Here is an 18,206-nt window from a genome sequence, read left to right as displayed (position 1 = left end):
CAAGATTGCGACCTTGACGATACACCGGTGTGTCATTACATTGAAAAGGTGCTACGGCACATACAGGAGAGAGTATGGATACCATGCAGCAACCACCGAGGCCTGCACGCAAAGTCCGGAACATCAGTCCCAAGCTGGTCATTTGGATTATTGTTGCGATTGTCCTCGTTATGTTGGTTCTCAGCAGTTTCTTTGTCGTCGACCAGACCGAACAGGCGGTCGTCCTGAGACTGGGAAAATACAACCGAACCGTTGGACCCGGATTGCAAACCAAAATCCCCCTGGGGATCGAGGTAAGCTACACAGTCCCCACCCAGGTCGTACAGACCATGACCTTCGGATACCGGAGCAACAGCTCCACTTCTCCGTTGTTGGGATCAACTGATTACACCAATGAATCCTTGATGCTGACCGGAGATTTGAACATCATCGATGTGCAGTGGATCGTCCAATACAAGATTGAGGATCCCTACAAGTGGATGTTCAATGTTGAATCCAAGGAAACGACCATCAGGGACATCAGCCAAAGTGTAATGAACAAACTGGTCGGGGATCTTCCCATCCTCTCAGTCATGACCAGCCAACGCACCCGCATCGAGATCGAGGCCCAGGACAACGTACAGAAAATCTTCGACACCTACGGGTTGGGTGTGAAGGTGGTTACGGTAAAGCTGCAGAACATCGTTCCGCCGGTTGGGGAAGTCCAGGATGCCTTCGAGGATGTCAACAAGGCAATCCAGGATATGAACCGTCTGATCAATGAAGGCAAGCAGAACTACAATAAGGTGATCCCGTCGGCACGAGGCGAAGCGAATCAGATGATCCAGGTGGCCCAGGGGTATGCAGCTGAACGGGTCAATCAGGCAGAAGGCGATGTTGCACGTTTCAACAGCGTCCGGGAAGTGTACGAGAAGAGCAAGGAAATCACCCGCGCCCGTCTCTATATTGAAACCATGGAATCGATCATCAATCCGACCGACAGCGGTTCGGTCACTTTGGTGGATAAGAATCTGGCTAACTTCCTTCCGATCCAGATGCTGCAAGGGGGTGCAAAATGAAAGCAACCACCAACAGAAAACTCATCACCACGCTCATCGTGCTGATTGTGTTTCTTGTCATCTTCGTTCTGCTCGGACCCTTCTACATCTTGTATGAAGGACAGCAGGCGGTACTCACCCGGTTCGGGAAAATCGTCAATACGGAACAGACCTCCGGCTTGAAATTCAAGATGCCCTTGATCGACAATGTGGTCATCTATCCCAAGAAAATCCTATCCTGGGACGGTGATGCACAGCGAATCCCGACCAAGGAAAATCAGTTCATCTGGGTCGATACCACCGCACGTTGGAAAATCAGCGATCCTGCAAAATACTACGAGACGGTCAACACTATCAACAATGGCATTTACCGCCTCAACGATGTACTCGATTCTTCGATTCGCACCATCATCAGTGAGAATTATCTCAATGAGGCGGTAAGGAACACCAACCAGATCAACAACATCAAGGTGGTGGAGGAAGTCCAGAACCTGGAGAGTAACGTCGATGCCGAGACGCTGCGCAACCTGACGGTCACGCAGTCCAGGCAGGAGACCATCTCGATCGGACGTGACGGCCTTTCCAGTATGATGTTCGACCAGGCCAAAAAGTTCACCGATGGATTCGGCATCGAATTGATCGACATCATCGTCCGCCAGATCCGCTATAGTGACGATCTGACCGAAAGCGTGTACCAGAGGATGATCAAGGAACGAAATCAGATCGCTGAAGCGTACCGTTCCTACGGTCGCGGCCAATTGGCCCAGTGGCAAGGCAAGACCGAGGGGGAACAGAAGCAGATCCTTTCCCAGGCATATGCCGAAAGTGAGAAGATAAAAGGTGTAGCCGATGCTCAGGCGGCAACCGTCTATTCCGATGCATATTCGGCAGATCCTCAATTCTTTGAACTCTGGAGAACCCTCGAGTCCTATAAGAAGACCATTCCCAAGCTGAACAAGGTGTTGAGCACTGATATGGAGTACTTCAATACACTCTACGGGATCAACCCTGCACCATAAAAAAGCATGCATAATTGCAAAAAGGAAGGAAGCGCATCCGCTCCCTTCCTTTTTTTCACCCTGCTTGCTAGACTGCCGATATGAACAGCCGTGCACTCATCGCATTCGATTTCGACGGGACCCTGTATCCCATCAAAAGATATGACAGTGAACAACGTTTGATCAGAAAACATGCGGCGACCAAAGGGACCTTGTTCCAAATGCGTTGCAAACGTTTCATCAAACAGGACCAGGAAGGAAAGCTCGGCGCTTCCTTTCATCAACGGTATGCACGCCTGCTTACCACAGTGGACCGAAAGATGATCGAGCAAGTAGCAGGTGATCTCATCGGTTCTCTTGCAGAAGAAGATGTCAAAGCGCTTGTTTCGCTCTCTGCTGTCGCCGATTTGATGGTGCTCACCTGTGGAACGGAAAATTTGGTCGAAGCGTTCCTCCGGCAGTTGGGGATCGAACAGTGTTTTTGTGCAGTGCGCGGAAAGCGACTGATGTGGGATAAGCAAGGAAGAGCATCCCTTCTGGTGGATATTGCCGATCCGCAGGGTAAGGCATCGGCACTGAAAGCACTTTCTGGCTCCTACCATCCGATCATCGCCATCGGTGACGGTCCTACCGATCTTCCCATGCTCGCACAAGCCGATCTTGGTTTAATCCTGGCTTGGGATACGCAAACCAAACACTATCCATATGAAACCCATTCATCGCTTGCAGAAGCCTGCAAGCGATCGATGGCTTATCTACTGAGCGTATAGTGTGCCTGTCGTACAGCCAACGAATAGGAAAAGGGTGCAAGCACGGCAAGCAGCAACAAGGACAATCCCAAGCCCCAGAGGAAAGAAATGTGTAGGAACGAGGGAAGCAGGAGACAAGCTGCAAGTACCAGTTCCCACAGGAACGAGACCAATAATCCGATCAATCCATTCGGATTGCTTTTCATGGCTTGCTGGGCGAGCGTCCAATCCAACCGCGGAGTTCGATAATCGATGGCCAGATGCAGGTTTGCAGCACAGAAAACCGAAAGTGCAGCAATGGGAAGCATCCAAAACAGGTCGGCGAGTCCCAACTTGAAGAATAGCAATGATGCCACCAAATAGATGCACAAGGGAATCCCGACCAGAACAAGATGCAGCAACAATTTGGCCTTGATGAATACTGATGCGTCCAACGGATATTGCTTATCCAGAACGAACAAGGACCCCTGGCGGGAGACGCTGGTAGAACTCAGCATCCCCAGATTTGCAGTCATGACAAACACCAGTACGATGATCTGGGGGAAAAACGGCAGATTCTTGAGCGTCTGTACCATGGCCTCCATCTGCCCGAGCACCCCGGTGGCCGCATACACAGCCAACAGAATTACGGGAACCAGCAGCTCTCCGAGCAACTCGAAGGTGAATGCGGAATAGGAACGAATGATAACCATATCGCGTTTCATCAATGCACGGACGGCTCCGGTTGCCCGCACCGACCGTTGCCTTCGGTGTTTGGATAGCATTGCTTCATTACTTGCCAGGTAGGAGAGATTGGAGGTGTACGTGTGGGTGACCAACAACCCGATCAGGATTGCACAAAGCACTCCCAAGCCAAGCATCAGTACCAAGGTGGACACAGAAGTGAGCATATCGGCTTGCCAGGAGAAGAAGGACAAGGAACCGACAAGCGATCGAAACAGGGGTCCAAGGGTCGCCTGCATAGCCTGAAAATCGAACGAGAGACTTCCATCCTTGCTCATGTTTCGGGTCATGGAAGCGCTGAAACCGATGATTAGGACGACCAAAAGCAGCATGGAAATCAATTCCTGGGCCATGACGAAGCGTCTACCCTTGGTCAAACGGATCATCACCAAGGTAAGGACGACGCAGATCGAAAGCGCGAAGACCGGACCGATGAGAAGAAACAGAAGAGAACCTGCCAGATATAGGAACGAAAACCCGTTGCGCAGCAATGCCACTCCCAAGGCAGGGATACACAAAAACCAGTACAGGGGCGCAAATTGGATATACAGCAACACCAACCGGCTGACCGCCAGCTCGGTATCGGAAATCGCCAATGCACGTAGGCTTTGGACATCCTTTCCTCGATAGAGAATCGTATCAGTGCCGGTCATACTGAAGAGGATCAAAAAGAAAAAAGAGAGGAAAGAAGCCAGAAACATCCCCAGTGAGGGAATATCCATCATGAGCCCGAGCACCTGATACCCGTAATAATTCAGACCCAACAGAAAGGCAAAATACAAAAACACCACCACTAAAAGTGCGGTCATCACCGTCGCCAGCACACGGGATTTCGTTCCCTGCCTGCCGAAACTCAACCGTGCCAAGGTTGCCTGGATGGGTTTGTTGCCTCGCCAGAACGCGCTGACCAGCAACCCTATGGTCCGCAGTTTCATTGTCCCTCCTCGGTCAACTCGAGGAACAATTGTTCCAAGGTCTCATCATTGCCATTTCCCTTGCTTTGCAGTTCCTCAAAACTCCCGAAGTAGAGCAACGAACCTTCCTTGATGATCCCTAGCGTGTCACAGAGATTCTGGGCCACCTCCAGCACATGGGTGGAGAAGAAAACAGTATTTCCTTGCTGGGCATACTCTTTCAGCAGTTGCTTGAGAATGAATGATGCCTTGGGATCGAGCCCGACCATCGGTTCATCGAGGATCAATAACTTGGGCTGGTACAGCAAAGCGGTAATGACGGCCAGTTTCTGTTTCATCCCATGAGAATAGGAATGTATGGGATCTGCGAGCACGTTGTCCAAAAGCAACCGCTCACTGAGGCTGGCAATCCTTTGGGTGCGCGTTTGCGCATCGATTCGGTAGATATCCGCAATGAAATGGAGATGCTCGAGTGCAGTCATCTTGTCATAAAATGCAGGTTCATCGGCCACATACCCGATCTGCTTTTTGTACTGTAGACTATCCTTGGTATGGTCCAGTCCGTCAAAGGAGATTTCTCCTGCGTCCGGTTGCAACAGTCCGACCAGCATTTTGATCGTAGTGCTCTTCCCTGCCCCGTTCGGACCTAGAAAGCCGAAGATTTGCCCGCTGGGAATCGAAAGCCCGAGATGATCAACCGCATTTCGATTCTGATTTGCATACCGTTTCGAAAGATTGTTACATATCAGCATGATTACACTCCGCATGCAGTATAGGAGGAAACATACGGTTTTGCAAGAGCTATTTCGAATTTTTTCGAATTAGATATAATGAATATTCATTCATAAAACTCATAGAATTTCCTAAAACATTCTGCATATATGGGAATTTTTTGGAATATTTATACAAAAACCTCTTGTCAATCGAGCTTCACTTCACTACACTGAGCCCAGCAACAACATACCGGACAGGGAGAACAGATATGAGTAAGGAAAAGATCATCTTGGCATACAGCGGAGGTCTGGACACCTCGGTCATCCTCAAGTGGCTTGCCAACAAGGGTTTCGACGTCATCGCCTATGTAGCGAACGTTGGACAGAATGAGGATTTCGCAGCCATTGAGAAAAAGGCTTTGGCTACGGGGGCATCCAAAGTGTATGTGGAGGACCTTCGCAAGGAGTTGGTCACCGACTATATTTTCCCGGCATTGAAGGCCAATACCATCTATGAAGGTACCTACATGCTCGGGACCTCCCTCGCCCGCCCCGTCATAGCTAAACGCCAGATAGAGATTGCGCGTAAGGAAGGCACGGTGTATGTGGCGCATGGAGCCACCGGAAAAGGAAATGACCAAGTACGTTTCGAATTCGGGTACTACATGCACATGCCGGAAGTGAAAATCATCAGCCCCTGGAAGGATGCCGAATGGCTCAGCCAATTCGAAGGCCGCAGCGATATGCTCGCCTATGCGGAGAAGTACGGCATTCCGGTGAAGGCTTCAATCAAGAAACCCTACAGTGAAGATGAGAACCTGATCCATATCAGCCATGAGGCAGGCATCCTGGAAGATCCGTCCAAGCGTTGTGATGAGGATGTATTCAGCCTTACCCTGAGCCCGCAGATGGCCAAGGACGAGGAGACGCTCTTGCGTTTTGAATTCAAGGACGGCATTCCCGTTTCGGTCACGAATGAGCAGGACCAGACGGTGGTGACCGACCCGCTGGAAATGATTTTGTATTTGAACAAGATCGGGCATGACAATGCCATCGGCCGTGTAGACATGGTGGAGAACCGGTATGTGGGAATCAAGAGCCGCGGTGTCTATGAGACTCCCGGTTGCGAAATTCTTTGGAAAGCCCACCATAATCTTGAAGGCATCACGATGGACAAGGAGGCGATGCATCTGCGTGACAGCCTGATGCCCAAATACGCCGAGCTGATCTACAACGGATACTGGGGATCCGCCGAGTTCGCCATGCTCAGTGCGGCCTTCGAACAGAGTCAGAAACATGTCAGTGGTACCAGCAAGGTGGTACTGTATAAGGGCAATGTCATATTTGCTGGGGTATCCAGTCCGGTATCATTGTACAATCAGGATCTTGGCTCGATGGATAAAGCCGGAGGCTACCAACCGATTGATTGCAAAGGCTTCATCAACATCAATGCGATCCGCTTGATGGCCAGTGCAAAACGAGGCTGACAATCCAAGGGGAAGCCGCCGGAAGGCGGTTTTCCTGTCCAATCCCCCTTGCATATGATACGGTATACAAATGGGAGCAAGATACATGGAACCGAAGGATTTTCTGATCCAAGCAGTTAAACGGGCGAAAGAAACCATGCAAGCCGACCTCGGAGGTCCGTTCGGAGCGGTCTTGGTTGATCGAAATCAGCAGGTGTTCGTCGACTCCAATACCGTATTGGGAAGTCATGACCCCACAGCCCATGCGGAAGTCAATGTGATCAGGCAGGCATGCAAGGCCAACAACTCCCATGATCTGACCGGTTCGGTGCTCTACACCACCTGCTATCCTTGCCCGATGTGCCTTTCCGCCTGCATCTGGGCCAATATCAAGGATGTGTATTACGGTTGCACCGCACAGGATGCACAGGCGATCGGCTTTCGGGATGACTTCATCTATCGTTTCATCAACGAAGGGTGCAAGGATGAGTCGGTACTGCAACTGCACCCCTCCGATCGGGATATCTGCCTGCCTTTATTCACTGACTATGCAACCCAGGAGAAATCGTTGTATTGACGGCTATAGGAGTTCCTCATAATGTTCGATGCCTAGAGCCAGGATGTCATGGATATGCTCGTCATTGAGTCGGTACAGTACGTTCCTTCCATCCTTATGGAAACGAACCAAACGCCGGGCCCTGAGCAACTTAAGCTGCTGACTGATTGTGCTCTGTTGCATCCCGAGTTCCTCGCTGATGGCATTGACACCACGTTCCCCCGCTTCGAGCAGGAACAATATCTTGAGGCGAGTCGGATCCCCGAACACTTTGAAGAAATCAGCGATATCAACAATTTCCTCTTCCAACGGCATGGGTGTACCTTCCATCGAGAACCTCCTGTACATCGCCTTCAGTATACAGGGCTCCGGGCAGGATGAAAAGTAAGAGATTGCCTGTTGCTATATTCTCAAAAGAATAAATATACGATACATTTCTACCATCCTGAATAAAAATTCACGGATGCACCGGCTCCCGTTTCCTCGTGTGTACCACAACCAGACCCCCCAAAGGAGGCAAATGCATGGAAATACAGCAAGATGCAGCGAAATTGATTCTTGGCGAAAAACAAGTTGATCTTACGGTCATCACCGACAACATGGGCGGGAAGTCCATAGATATCACCGCCTTGCGCAAGCAGACCGGATTCATCACCTACGACCCGGGATTTGTGAATACAGGCTCATGCATGAGTTCCATTTGTTTTGTGGACGGCGAGCAGGGAATCCTTAGGTACCGCGGGTATGACATCGAGGAACTGGTCGAGCAATGCGACTTCGTTGAAGTTGCATATCTGTTGATCAAGGGAGAACTCCCCACGCTTGCACAGCGGCATACGTACGCCGAGATGCTCAACCGCCATTCTTTGCTGCATGTCGATATGCGTAACTTCTTCCGTGATTACCCTCAGGAAGCCCATCCAATGTCCATCCTCTCCGCTATGGTCGCTTCGCTCTCAGCCTTCTATCCGGAACTCGAGGATGTCGACCCTGAGGAAAACGTCGACCTTACCGTCAGCCGCCTTCTTTCCAAGATGCGAACCATCGCTGCGTTCAGTTACCGGCAGATGAACGGTCTGGATTTTGTGGACCCCACATACAAGTACTCGTACTGTGAGAATTTTCTGAACATGATGTTCCACACCCCGGTCAACGCATATGTGCCGGACCCGTTGCATGTCAAAGCCCTCAACATCCTGTTGATCCTCCATGCAGACCATGAACAGAATTGCTCCACCAGCGCCGTTCGTCTGGTCGGAAGCAGCGAGGCCAACCTCTATGCTTCGGTTGCCGCCGGTTGCTGCGCCCTTTGGGGAAGCAAACATGGAGGGGCGAACCAAGCGGTGATGCAAATGCTCAATCAGATTCTCAGCGAGGGCATCAGCATCGACAAGGTCATTGAGATGGCCAAGGATAAAAATTCAAATTTCAGGCTGTCCGGGTTCGGCCACCGTGTCTACAAGACCTATGACCCGCGGGCAAAGATCGCAAAGCGTTTGTGCCAACAGGTGCTGGGAGCGGACAATCAGACCGATCCCCTGCTCCAGATCGCAATGGACCTTGAAAAAGCGGCCTTGGCCGATCCGTATTTCATCGAGCGCAACTTGTACCCCAACGTAGACTTCTATACCGGGATCATCTTCCATGCGATGGGTATCCCGGAATCCATGTTCACGGTATTGTTCGCCATGGGAAGACTCCCTGGATGGATAGCCCACTGGTTGGAATGGCGCCATGACCCGTATCAGAAGATCGGCAGACCCAGACAGGTCTACTCCGGTCCGCATGTACGCAAGGTGATCCCTCTTGAGGACCGATAGAGCTCTTATCTTCGACTTCAACGGCACCTTGTTCTGGGATACCTTATATCATCGACAGGCATGGGGTGCCATGTCACTACGCCTGCGTGGTGTTGTGTTGAGCGAAGCGGAGAGTCATTATCTTGACGGTCGGACCAATCAGCAGACCCTCGCATATCTCTTGGGAAGGGAAATCCCAGAAGACGAAGTGGTACAGCTCAGCAATGAGAAAGAGTTGCTCTACGAGTCTATTTGCCTATCTCACCGCCCGCTTGCTTTGGCAAACGGGGCGGAATATCTGATTAACAAGGCCAAGCAGGCAGGAAGAGCCGTGGCGATCGCCACCAGTGCAGGACCGGACAACATCGAACGGTACAAGAAATGGTTCAACCTTTCCGATCTGGTTCCCGATTCCCTCATCATCCATGACAACGGGATGAGGCGAGGAAAACCGTTTCCTGATCTCTACCTTGATGCATGCAGTGCATTGGGTTGCGTTCCTGCAACCTGTACGGTGTTCGAGGATACCAAAGCGGGAATCCTTGCTGCCCAAGCAGCCGGAATGGGATGCATCTATGCAATGAAGAGCCCCGGCTCCGATATACAGACACTTCAGGCCATGGAGGGGATCCATGGCCTGCTCGATGATTTTACCCAGTTCACTTTAGATCAATGAGACAAGATGCGCTGCGAATTCACGGGTACCCAGTTGTGTACTTTTCCTGCCTTCAGCTTCCATCAAACGATGAAAATCGGAAGTGACCATACCTGAGTTGATGGCATGCCCGACTGCACGCTTTATCAAGTCTGCTGCACTATCCCAACCGATGTAGCGCAACATCATCTCGGAGGAAAGCACCATGGAAAGCGGATTGACCAGGTTTTTTCCCGCTATATCCGGGGCCGTGCCGTGGGTTGCCTCAAAAATGGCATGCCCGCTTTCAAAGTTGATATTTGCTCCGGGGGCGATGCCTATGCCCCCCACTTCGGCGGCCAACGCATCAGAGACATAATCCCCGTTCAGATTCAACGTGGCTATCACATCATAGGCCTGCGGCTTGAGCAGGATGTTCTGCAAAAATGCATCGCAGATGCAATCCTGGATGTACAACGGCTCCTTTCCCTTCCGTGCAATGGCAATCCGACCCTGCTCATCCTCCTGGGCACCGAATTCACGTTTGGCCAGCTCATAGCCCCAGAATCGGAATCCACCTTCGGTGAACTTCATGATGTTGCCCTTATGCACCAGAGTGACATTCCTTCGGTCGTGCTCCAGTGCATAGGTAATGGCGCTACGAATCAACCGCTCGCTGCCTTCCCGGGAAACCGGTTTGATCCCCAATGCACTGCTCTGGGGAAAGCGTATCTTAGTCACCCCCATTTCAACAGCCAGGAAATCAATCACTTTCTTGACTTCATGAGAGTACGCTTCCCATTCAATGCCGGCATAGATATCCTCGGTATTCTCACGGAACACCACCATGTCGACGTTCTCGGGATGCTTCACCGGAGAAGGAACCCCCGGATAATACTCCACCGGACGCAAGCATACATACAGGTCGAGGGTTTGGCGCAAGGTGACATTCAAACTGCGCGCCCCCTTGCCTACCTCGGTGGTAAGCGGCCCTTTGATGGCCACCTTGTATTTCTGTATCGCTTCCAAGGTCTCTTCAGGAAGCGGGGTACCGGTCAACTCCCTGGCTTTCGCTCCGGCGAGCACTTCCTTCCAGAGGATGGAACGCTTACCTCCAAAGGCCTTTGCAACCGCCGTATCGACAACCTGCTTCATGACCGAAGTGATTTCCGATCCTACACCATCCCCTTCAATAAAGGGGATGACGACCTGGTCGGGAACCACCAGGGTCCCTTCTTGCTTGACAATGACCTGTTCCATCAATATCGCTCCTTGAGAATGTTCAACAGCCCACCCTTCAGAAGCATGGCCCGCTGTTCCTCGGTGACGTCGCAAACAAGTGGAATTTCCACACTCTTGGTCCGGTTCTTCAGCACTACATGGTCATTCTGGATTTGTTCGCGTACATTCTCCAAAACCAATTCATCGTTCTGGTCGAATTTTGCGTAATCCTCCTCGTTGACAAACGTCAGGGGAATGATGCCGAAATTGCATAGATTCGCCTGATGGATCCGTTCGATGGAAATGGCGATAACCGCCTTCACTCCCAGGTACATCGGGCAAATCGCCGCATGTTCCCGGCTGGAGCCTTGGCCGTAGGAGGCGCCGCTCACAATGAAGTTGTCCTTGCCCCGGTCTTGATTCTCCTTGCAATGCTCACTGAACAAGGGATCGATCGGCTCGAAGACATAATTAGAATAAACGGGGATGTTGGAACGATACTTCAACCGCGCGCCGGCCGGCATGATATGGTCGGTGGTGATCTTATCCCCCACCTTGATCGTCACAAATCCGTTCAGCTCATCGGCAAGCGGAGTGTTCTTCGGAGGATTGCCGATGTTCGGCCCACGGAAGATCTCCACATCCGATCCGTCGGAAGGCGGGAATACAAACATGGAATCGTCTATGACGAATTGCGTCGGATGCACCACCTTCGGATACGCGATGCCATGGTCGGAAAGAGGATCGGTGAACACGCCGGTGATGGCACCAAGTGCGGCTGTCTCCGGGCTTACCAGGTACACCTGACCGCTCTTCGTCCCGCTCCTGCCCTCAAAGTTGCGGTTGCTCGTACGCAAGGAGACTCCTTCCGTCCCGGGGCTTTGATGGTTACCGATGCAAAAACCGCAGGCGCTTTCCAGAATCCTGGCCCCGCTTTGGATCAGTTTTGCAAGCGATCCATCCTGGCTGAGCATCAACAGGACCTCACGGCTTCCCGGAGCGATTCCCAGGCTCACATGCTCAGCAACCGTATGTCCTGACAGGATGTCTGCAACCTTTTTCATATCGGCGTAGCTGGAATTGGTACAAGAACCGATCAAGACCTGATCGATTTTCTTCCCGGCGAGGGAAGCGACGCTCGCTATGTTTCCCGGCGAGTGCGGACATGCGGTCTTGGGCTCGAGGTTGGATAGATCGACGGTGAACAACCCGTCGTAGACGGCATCCTCGTCCGCAGACAGGGCGAGATAATCCGCTTCCCTCCCCTGAGCCTTCAAAAACATCCGGGTCTTCTCATCAGAAGGGAACACACTGGTCGTCACGCCGCATTCCGCCCCCATGTTGCAGATGGTTGAGCGTTCGGGGACCTCAAGAGTTTGTACACCGTCGCCGGTATACTCGAAAATACAGTTTACATTGCCTTTGACCCCGAAGTGTTCCAGAATGGTCAGAATGACATCCTTTGCAGAGACCCACGGTCGGAGCGCTCCGGTCAGGCGGATTTCGATAACCTTCGGGGTAATAAGGTGGAACGGACCGCCGGCCATGGCTACCGCTACATCCAAGCCGCCCGCACCGATGGCGATCATGCCGATGCCTCCCCCGGTGGGAGTATGGCTGTCACTGCCCAGAAGCGTCTTACCGGGTTTACCGAACCGCTCCAGATGCACCTGATGGCAGATACCGTTGCCCGGACGGGAGAACACGACCCCTTTGGCTGCGGCGACCGTCTGTAGGTATCGATGATCGTCGGCATTCTCGAAACCGACCTGGATGGTGTTATGATCGACATAACTGACTGCCAATTCATTCTGGACTCGCTTCAAGCCCATGGCTTCAAACTGGAGATACGCCATGGTACCGGTGGCATCCTGGGTAAGGGTCTGGTCGATCTGAATCCCAATTGGATTTCCCGTCTCGAATGTTCCCTCCTTCAGGTGGGAAGAGAGAATCTTTGCAGTCAGTGTCTTGCCCATATCTAGCTCCTTTCGACAATTCTTGGGTTATTGTATACGAATTATATCTTGTATGTAAAACCTCTTGTTCAATGAATGTGCTTCCGTTCCAATACACCGGCGAAAATCATCTGCAGAAAAACCAGAACCAACGATGCACTGCCGATGATCAAGAGAATGGAGGAGAAACTCAGATGCTCATAAATATATCCGCCTCCCACTGCCCCGAGAATGGTGCCGATGGTAAGCAGGACTTCATGGATGATCATTCTGAGTGAACGGTTCACACTCCCGCTTGCCCCATGGAACATACTCTGGTCATAGGCAAATGCGAACAGGACTCCGAACACCAAAAAGAAAAAGGCGAATGGCAGCGGTGTGGTGAACGTCATCGCCAGGAGGGAGAACAGACCGAACAAGCCCTGCACTAGAAAAATATACCGTTTCTTGAAATGCCAGAATTCCAGTTTCCCGAGCAAGAGGAAACTGATGCACGTGGCGACCCCTCTGACCAGCAACAGTAATCCGGTCTGGCTTTCACTGATGCCCAGTACATCTTGCGCATAGAGGGGAAAAATGGTCAGGATGACGCTCATCCCACTATACAGGACGATGATACCCACCCAGGCATAGTACCTGAGCGGCGTACTTTCATCGACCTTTCCATTGATCTTGTTGTCTTCATGCTCACTTGCCACGGCCCTGATTCCCGGCACCAAGGCGCTGCTCACATAAATCAGGAGGAACACCAGGGAGAACAGGACCAGCGCCACATAAAACGGCAGGGTTGTGGACCGTTCCACCAGAAGGCCCGCCACATAGGAGGAGACCCCCACACCGAATGACCAGGAGAAATTGAAGGCATTGGCGACCCGGTTCAAGCCGGCTCCTTCCTTGCCTCGGCTGAACCATGCTTCGATCTGAGGCCAGAGCAGACTCATGAACATCCCGTACAAACCCAGGGCAAGGTAGGCGACGGCGATTCGGTTCGTTCCCACGAACAGAGCCACTGCACCGGCCATACCGACCAAGGAAAGCTCCACCAAATGACGCGGACGGAAATGCACCGTATAGCGGGAACCCACCAAACAGAATACCAGATAGGTCGCCGTGCTGATTGAAGCGGCAATCCCAATCGCATCAGCTCCCAAACCGTAGAATCTACGCAAATGATAGACCAACGCAAGATTCACCATGGCAATGGTCAATTGTGCGATGAAGGAAGCGATGTTGATCACCCAAAACTGGATGACATCGGTCTTTTGTGGGGAAATTTTCATATCTATGCTCCGAAAATACCGTTGCATGCTACTGTAAAGCAAGACAGATTCTTGCGCAAGGAGGGAAAAACAGCTAGTGTAGGCATATGAACAACGATTTATTGGGGAATGCCCCCTTCATCGCTGCCGCTGCGGCGTTTTTTATCGCCCAAATGCTCAAACCGTTCATCAATGCCATTTTTGAGAGAACCTTTGAATGGCATTTGTTGATCAGTACCGGGGGAATGCCTTCCAGCCATACGGCGGGGGTCATTGCCTTGGTGACGGCAATCGGAATTACCGAAGGGATCGGTACGGTGGACTTCGCCATAGCAGCAACCTTTGCTGCGATCGTCATTCACGATGCGATGGGCATCAGACGGGCTGCAGGAAAACAGGCGGAGGTCATCAATGAGTGGAGCAGGATACTCAGCGACATTCACCGCGAAGGCCAATTCACCCCGGAAAACCTGAAGACCATGCTGGGGCATTCCTTCAGCCAGGTACTTGGAGGTACTGCTTTGGGATTGCTGGTGGGCCTCTACGTCACCTTTTCCACCAGATCACTGTAAGTAATGTTTGCTTGACTTTCCTTTCGACCGGGGGCATGATGCCTCCAGTATTTCATATATCAAGGAGTTGTTTGATGAAAAAGTTGATATCCCTGTTACTCGTATTGCTCGTAGTCACTTCGTCGGTCGCCTTCGCACAAGGAAAACAGGAAACAGCGAATACGGCATATGTTTTCGCATCCGATGCCACCTGGCCGCCGCTTGAATTTGTGGAAAATGGACAGCTCACCGGATTCGAGGTGGAACTCATCCCGCTCATCGGGGAAAAAACAGGCGTTCCCATGACGGTGAAGAACGTTCCCTGGGACACGATTTTCGCCGGACTTGCCAATGGGGCGTATGACGGTGTTGCCAGCGGAGTGACAGTGACCGAGGAACGTAAGCTCAGCATGGATTTTTCCACTCCCATACTTCAGGCTGGACAGGTGGTGATCATTCGCAGCGGCGATAGTGCCAAAGTCAAGGGAATCGAGGATCTCACCGGTAAGAAGATTGGCGTACAAATCGGGACCACCGGAGACTTTGCGTTGGAGAAGTATTCAGTCCAACGGCGTGCTTATGACGACATCGGGCTTGCCATTGAGGATTTGCTCAATGGAAATGTCGATGCAGCGGTCTGCGATTCGCTCATCGCCAGTGACTTCGTACTGGCCAATGACAATTACAAGAATAAATTGATGGTTGCCGGCCAGCCGTTCACCCAGGAGGATATCGCCATTGCGGTGCAGAAAGGCAACAAGACGTTGCTTGATCTGATCAACAAGGGCCTTAGTGCGATGCAGGCCGATGGTTCCTATACGGCACTCAAGCAGAAGTGGAACCTGCTCTAGCAGGTGATGGGCGTACAAAGGGGGCTTCGGCTCCCTTTTTTTATGCAAAACTACGGATTTCATTGTATATTTATTCCTATATAGTTGACATATAATGCATAAGTATGCAATATACGCATATCACATGAAGGAGATCAATCATGAAAAAGCTTGTAACCATTGCCCTGATTCTTTTGTTGGCATCCTCTTCCCTGCTTTTTTCCCAAGCACAGAAAGAAAGCGGCCCCTCGTACGTCTTTGCAGCCAACTGCGCCTGGCCCCCGCTGGAATTCGTTGATGAAAACGGAGAGATCGTAGGATTCGAAATCGACTTGGTCAACGAAATCGCCAAGACCAGCAATGTTTCGATCACTATCCGCAATGTGGCATGGGAAGGCATCTTTGCAGGTCTTGCCAACGGGGCGTACGATGCGGTTGCAAGCGGTGTCTCGGTAACCGAGGAACGGAAAAAGACCATGGCGTTCTCTACGCCGATCATGGTCATCACCCAGGCGATCCTTGCTCCTATCTCCAATACGTCCCTCTCCAACACAGCCAGCCTCAATGGCAAGACCGTAGGGGTACAACTGGGAACCACCGGTCATATCTTCCTCGAGGATTTCATGAAGCAGAATCCTTCTTTCAAAGTAACCATCAAAGCGTATGACGAAGTCGGCTTCGCCATCGAGGACATGCTCAACGGCAATCTCGACGGGGTGGTCACCGATTCGGTCATCGCCAGTGATTATGTACTATCCAACCCGAATTACGCCAACAAGCTGAAGGTGGCGGGAACCGCCAGTGATCTCGGCCAGCCTGAACCGATCGCCATCGCCATGCTCAAGGACAATACGGCTCTGCTTTCATTGGTGAACGACAGCCTCGCCAAGATCCAGGCCAGCGGAAAGATGGATGAACTGAAGAAGAAGTGGAACATCCTCTGATTCTGCATCACAAGAAGCTAGACAAGGGGCCGTATGGCCCCTTGTTGCATGAAGAGGGAATATCATGGGGATTGTTTGAATAATTATACATGATCGCTTGACTTTAACTGTATAATTATGTAGTACTTCACTGTACAATACTTTATCAAGTGTGAGAACCTATGGATTACCAACCTAATGATATTGAAGAATTGAAGTTGCAGGCGGCGCGGAAGAAAGTAGTATCCGTCGACCCGAATGCACCAAAGAAAAAGCCGGTCACCATCCAGATGACCGATGGTGTGCTCATTCCCCGAAAGGATGACGGGCACATTCTCAATTCCTGGAGAATCACCTTCTTCAGTGCAATCCTCCTGCTGGCCGGTCTGGTCATGTTCAAACCCACCCCCTATCGGGACATCTTTTTGGTCACCATCAAGGGAACCCCGGTCACTTTCGAAGCAACTATTTTCGCCATATTGGGGGCATTGGTCATCGGTACGGTCACCGGTCTTGGATCGGTGAGTAAACGCAGATGGATAAACATGATCAGCGGAGTATATGTGGAGTTGATCAGAGGCATCCCGCTTCTGGTCCAGTTGATCTTCATCTACTACGCCATGGGAAGATTCTTCAAAATTGAAGGCATGATCGCTGCGGTGGTCGCCCTTTCCATTTGTTTCGGTGCCTATATGGGTGAAATTGTACGAGCCGGGATACAGGCCATCCCCAAGGGCCAGATGGAAGCAGCGATCGCACTCGGACTTTCCCGCAGCCAGGCTTTCCGGTATGTCATCCTCCCCCAGACGGTGAAAGTGGTGCTGCCGGCCATCGGTAACGAGTTTATCTCCATGCTCAAGGACTCCTCCTTGGTATCGACCATAGCGTTGAGTGACATTCTGAGAAAAGGAAGGGAGTACATCTCCCGAACCTTCCTTTCGTTGGAAACCATGTTGGTCGTCGCTCTCATCTATCTGATCATTACCCTCCTCTTGTCCCGCCTTGTCGGCATCTTGGAGGAAAGGTTGCACGAAAATGGCTAGAATACGTATCGAAGATCTTTCCAAGGATTACATCACCTCCAACCACACCACGGTACAAGCGGTCAAACATGCCAGTCTGATCGTCGAACACGGGGAAGTGGTAGTCATCATCGGACCCTCGGGAAGTGGCAAGTCCACCCTGCTTCGCAGTGTCAATAAGCTTGAGCATCCGAGCGGCGGCCGAATTTTCATCGATGAGGATGAAGTAACCGATCCTGATGTGGACCTGCGCAAGATCCGTGAGGAAGTGGGAATGGTATTCCAGTCCTTCAACCTCTTTCCGCATCTCTCGGTATTGGACAACATCACCTTGGCTCCCACGAAGGTGAAGAAGCTGAGTAAGGAAAAAGCCGAACAAAAAGCCAAGGATCTGCTCAAACTGGTGGGACTGGAAGAAAAAGCGGAGGTGTTCCCTCCACAACTTTCCGGTGGACAGCAGCAACGTGTTGCCATCGCCCGTGCCTTGGCCATGGAACCGAAGGTGATGCTCTTCGATGAACCAACCAGCGCCTTGGATCCTGAGATGATCAAGGAAGTACTGGATGTCATGCTCAAACTTGCCAAAAGCGGCATGACGATGCTGTTGGTGACCCATGAGATGGGCTTTGCACGGGCAGCTGCAGACAAGGTGGTGTTCATGGATGAGGGAAGAATCATCGAGATGGGAAAACCTGAGCAGATGTTCAGCCATCCGACCAATGAACGGACCAAGTTGTTTTTGGAACATATCCTATAATGCAAACCAAGGGGCCGATCGGCCCCTTTTTCAACTGATAGATTTCTACTAGTGCACAAAAAGTGTAAATGCACCATTGTCTGAACCAACATTTGACGG

Annotated in this window: 18 protein-coding genes; 12 read left to right on the top strand and 6 right to left on the bottom strand. The window is 51.4% G+C overall.

What is annotated here, in order from left to right:
* The first annotated feature begins 74 nt into the window (after positions 1–74).
* The 3 genes from hflK (at position 75) to AB7C91_RS05360 (ending at position 2,805) form a co-directional block, all read left to right on the top strand.
* Entirely contained in the window at positions 75–1,058 is a 984-nt protein-coding gene (gene hflK, locus AB7C91_RS05370; protein ID WP_332446418.1) for an FtsH protease activity modulator HflK, read from the top strand.
* On the top strand, positions 1,055–2,056 hold the full coding sequence (gene hflC / locus AB7C91_RS05365) for a protease modulator HflC (RefSeq protein ID WP_428589706.1): 1,002 nt from the start codon (positions 1,055–1,057) through the stop codon (positions 2,054–2,056). Before hflK ends, hflC begins: the two co-directional genes overlap by 4 nt.
* Positions 2,057–2,136: 80 nt before the next feature.
* Positions 2,137–2,805 (top strand): HAD family hydrolase, encoded by a 669-nt coding sequence (locus AB7C91_RS05360; RefSeq protein WP_332446420.1) that lies wholly within the window; start codon positions 2,137–2,139, stop codon positions 2,803–2,805.
* On the opposite strand, the gene AB7C91_RS05355 is transcribed toward AB7C91_RS05360, so the two are convergent.
* Both AB7C91_RS05355 and AB7C91_RS05350 read right to left on the bottom strand, forming a co-directional pair.
* Complete coding sequence (locus tag AB7C91_RS05355) at positions 2,787–4,442, bottom strand: hypothetical protein (protein ID WP_332446421.1); 1,656 nt, start codon at positions 4,440–4,442, stop codon at positions 2,787–2,789. The genes AB7C91_RS05360 and AB7C91_RS05355 overlap by 19 nt on opposite strands.
* Entirely contained in the window at positions 4,439–5,173 is a 735-nt protein-coding gene (locus AB7C91_RS05350; protein ID WP_428589702.1) for an ABC transporter ATP-binding protein, read from the bottom strand. Before AB7C91_RS05350 ends, AB7C91_RS05355 begins: the two co-directional genes overlap by 4 nt.
* Positions 5,174–5,403: 230 nt before the next feature.
* Here AB7C91_RS05350 and AB7C91_RS05345 point away from each other — a divergent pair, with 230 nt between their 5' ends.
* Both AB7C91_RS05345 and AB7C91_RS05340 read left to right on the top strand, forming a co-directional pair.
* The gene (locus tag AB7C91_RS05345; RefSeq protein ID WP_332446423.1) at positions 5,404–6,621 is read left to right on the top strand and encodes an argininosuccinate synthase; all 1,218 of its coding nucleotides are present in this window, start codon (positions 5,404–5,406) and stop codon (positions 6,619–6,621) included.
* 85 nt (positions 6,622–6,706) lie between these two features.
* The gene (locus tag AB7C91_RS05340; RefSeq protein ID WP_332446424.1) at positions 6,707–7,177 is read left to right on the top strand and encodes a nucleoside deaminase; all 471 of its coding nucleotides are present in this window, start codon (positions 6,707–6,709) and stop codon (positions 7,175–7,177) included.
* Positions 7,178–7,180: 3 nt separating this feature from the next.
* Here AB7C91_RS05340 and AB7C91_RS05335 read toward each other — a convergent pair whose 3' ends face one another.
* Positions 7,181–7,486 carry a metalloregulator ArsR/SmtB family transcription factor gene (locus tag AB7C91_RS05335; RefSeq protein WP_332446425.1) on the bottom strand — a complete coding sequence of 102 codons (306 nt, stop codon included), beginning with the start codon at positions 7,484–7,486 and terminating at the stop codon, positions 7,181–7,183.
* Positions 7,487–7,680: 194 nt separating this feature from the next.
* Here AB7C91_RS05335 and AB7C91_RS05330 point away from each other — a divergent pair, with 194 nt between their 5' ends.
* Both AB7C91_RS05330 and AB7C91_RS05325 read left to right on the top strand, forming a co-directional pair.
* Positions 7,681–8,976 (top strand): citrate synthase, encoded by a 1,296-nt coding sequence (locus AB7C91_RS05330; protein WP_332446426.1) that lies wholly within the window; start codon positions 7,681–7,683, stop codon positions 8,974–8,976.
* Positions 8,963–9,631, top strand: a complete 669-nt coding sequence (locus AB7C91_RS05325; RefSeq protein ID WP_428589697.1) for an HAD family hydrolase — start codon at positions 8,963–8,965, stop codon at positions 9,629–9,631. The genes AB7C91_RS05330 and AB7C91_RS05325 overlap by 14 nt, the downstream gene beginning before the upstream one ends.
* On the opposite strand, the gene icd is transcribed toward AB7C91_RS05325, so the two are convergent.
* The 3 genes from icd to AB7C91_RS05310 all read right to left on the bottom strand — a co-directional run bounded on the left by icd (position 9,620) and on the right by AB7C91_RS05310 (position 14,045).
* Positions 9,620–10,849, bottom strand: coding sequence for an NADP-dependent isocitrate dehydrogenase (icd, locus tag AB7C91_RS05320; RefSeq protein ID WP_428589694.1), 1,230 nt, complete (start codon positions 10,847–10,849; stop codon positions 9,620–9,622). The two genes, AB7C91_RS05325 and icd, sit on opposite strands and share 12 nt — an antisense overlap.
* Positions 10,849–12,786: an aconitate hydratase gene (locus tag AB7C91_RS05315; protein ID WP_332446429.1), complete on the bottom strand. Its 1,938-nt coding sequence runs from the start codon at positions 12,784–12,786 to the stop codon at positions 10,849–10,851. The genes icd and AB7C91_RS05315 overlap by 1 nt, the downstream gene beginning before the upstream one ends.
* Before the next feature lie 68 nt (positions 12,787–12,854).
* Positions 12,855–14,045, bottom strand: coding sequence for an MFS transporter (locus tag AB7C91_RS05310; RefSeq protein ID WP_332446430.1), 1,191 nt, complete (start codon positions 14,043–14,045; stop codon positions 12,855–12,857).
* Between the two features lie 86 nt (positions 14,046–14,131).
* Here AB7C91_RS05310 and AB7C91_RS05305 point away from each other — a divergent pair, with 86 nt between their 5' ends.
* From AB7C91_RS05305 to AB7C91_RS05285, 5 genes are all read left to right on the top strand, one after another.
* A complete protein-coding gene (locus tag AB7C91_RS05305; protein ID WP_332446431.1) occupies positions 14,132–14,596 on the top strand; it encodes a divergent PAP2 family protein in 465 nt (154 codons plus the stop codon).
* Between the two features lie 74 nt (positions 14,597–14,670).
* A complete protein-coding gene (locus tag AB7C91_RS05300) occupies positions 14,671–15,426 on the top strand; it encodes a basic amino acid ABC transporter substrate-binding protein (protein ID WP_332446432.1) in 756 nt (251 codons plus the stop codon).
* A gap of 140 nt (positions 15,427–15,566) precedes the next feature.
* Entirely contained in the window at positions 15,567–16,349 is a 783-nt protein-coding gene (locus AB7C91_RS05295) for a basic amino acid ABC transporter substrate-binding protein (RefSeq protein WP_332446433.1), read from the top strand.
* A 161-nt stretch (positions 16,350–16,510) separates the two neighbouring features.
* Positions 16,511–17,371: an amino acid ABC transporter permease gene (locus AB7C91_RS05290; protein WP_332446434.1), complete on the top strand. Its 861-nt coding sequence runs from the start codon at positions 16,511–16,513 to the stop codon at positions 17,369–17,371.
* On the top strand, positions 17,364–18,107 hold the full coding sequence (locus AB7C91_RS05285) for an amino acid ABC transporter ATP-binding protein (RefSeq protein WP_428589688.1): 744 nt from the start codon (positions 17,364–17,366) through the stop codon (positions 18,105–18,107). Before AB7C91_RS05290 ends, AB7C91_RS05285 begins: the two co-directional genes overlap by 8 nt.
* The last annotated feature ends 99 nt before the right edge of the window (positions 18,108–18,206 follow it).

This window comes from Sphaerochaeta sp. (genome assembly GCF_050256055.1).
GTDB lineage: Bacteria > Spirochaetota > Spirochaetia > Sphaerochaetales > Sphaerochaetaceae > Sphaerochaeta.
This window is presented reverse-complemented; position numbering and strand designations above follow the sequence as displayed.

Bases quoted from the DNA above. Each gene is read 5' to 3' on its own strand.
- AB7C91_RS05345 (WP_332446423.1), top strand. From the start codon at position 5,404: ATGAGTAAGGAAAAGATCATCTTGGCATACAGCGGAGGTCTGGACACC.
- hflK (WP_332446418.1), top strand. From the start codon at position 75: ATGGATACCATGCAGCAACCACCGAGGCCTGCACGCAAAGTCCGGAAC.
- AB7C91_RS05330 (WP_332446426.1), top strand. From the start codon at position 7,681: ATGGAAATACAGCAAGATGCAGCGAAATTGATTCTTGGCGAAAAACAA.
- AB7C91_RS05305 (WP_332446431.1), top strand. From the start codon at position 14,132: ATGAACAACGATTTATTGGGGAATGCCCCCTTCATCGCTGCCGCTGCG.
- AB7C91_RS05355 (WP_332446421.1), bottom strand. From the start codon at position 4,442: ATGAAACTGCGGACCATAGGGTTGCTGGTCAGCGCGTTCTGGCGAGGC.
- AB7C91_RS05350 (WP_428589702.1), bottom strand. From the start codon at position 5,173: ATGCTGATATGTAACAATCTTTCGAAACGGTATGCAAATCAGAATCGA.
- AB7C91_RS05315 (WP_332446429.1), bottom strand. From the start codon at position 12,786: ATGGGCAAGACACTGACTGCAAAGATTCTCTCTTCCCACCTGAAGGAG.
- AB7C91_RS05300 (WP_332446432.1), top strand. From the start codon at position 14,671: ATGAAAAAGTTGATATCCCTGTTACTCGTATTGCTCGTAGTCACTTCG.
- AB7C91_RS05340 (WP_332446424.1), top strand. From the start codon at position 6,707: ATGGAACCGAAGGATTTTCTGATCCAAGCAGTTAAACGGGCGAAAGAA.
- AB7C91_RS05285 (WP_428589688.1), top strand. From the start codon at position 17,364: ATGGCTAGAATACGTATCGAAGATCTTTCCAAGGATTACATCACCTCC.
- hflC (WP_428589706.1), top strand. From the start codon at position 1,055: ATGAAAGCAACCACCAACAGAAAACTCATCACCACGCTCATCGTGCTG.
- icd (WP_428589694.1), bottom strand. From the start codon at position 10,849: ATGGAACAGGTCATTGTCAAGCAAGAAGGGACCCTGGTGGTTCCCGAC.
- AB7C91_RS05290 (WP_332446434.1), top strand. From the start codon at position 16,511: ATGGATTACCAACCTAATGATATTGAAGAATTGAAGTTGCAGGCGGCG.
- AB7C91_RS05335 (WP_332446425.1), bottom strand. From the start codon at position 7,486: ATGGAAGGTACACCCATGCCGTTGGAAGAGGAAATTGTTGATATCGCT.
- AB7C91_RS05295 (WP_332446433.1), top strand. From the start codon at position 15,567: ATGAAAAAGCTTGTAACCATTGCCCTGATTCTTTTGTTGGCATCCTCT.
- AB7C91_RS05310 (WP_332446430.1), bottom strand. From the start codon at position 14,045: ATGAAAATTTCCCCACAAAAGACCGATGTCATCCAGTTTTGGGTGATC.
- AB7C91_RS05360 (WP_332446420.1), top strand. From the start codon at position 2,137: ATGAACAGCCGTGCACTCATCGCATTCGATTTCGACGGGACCCTGTAT.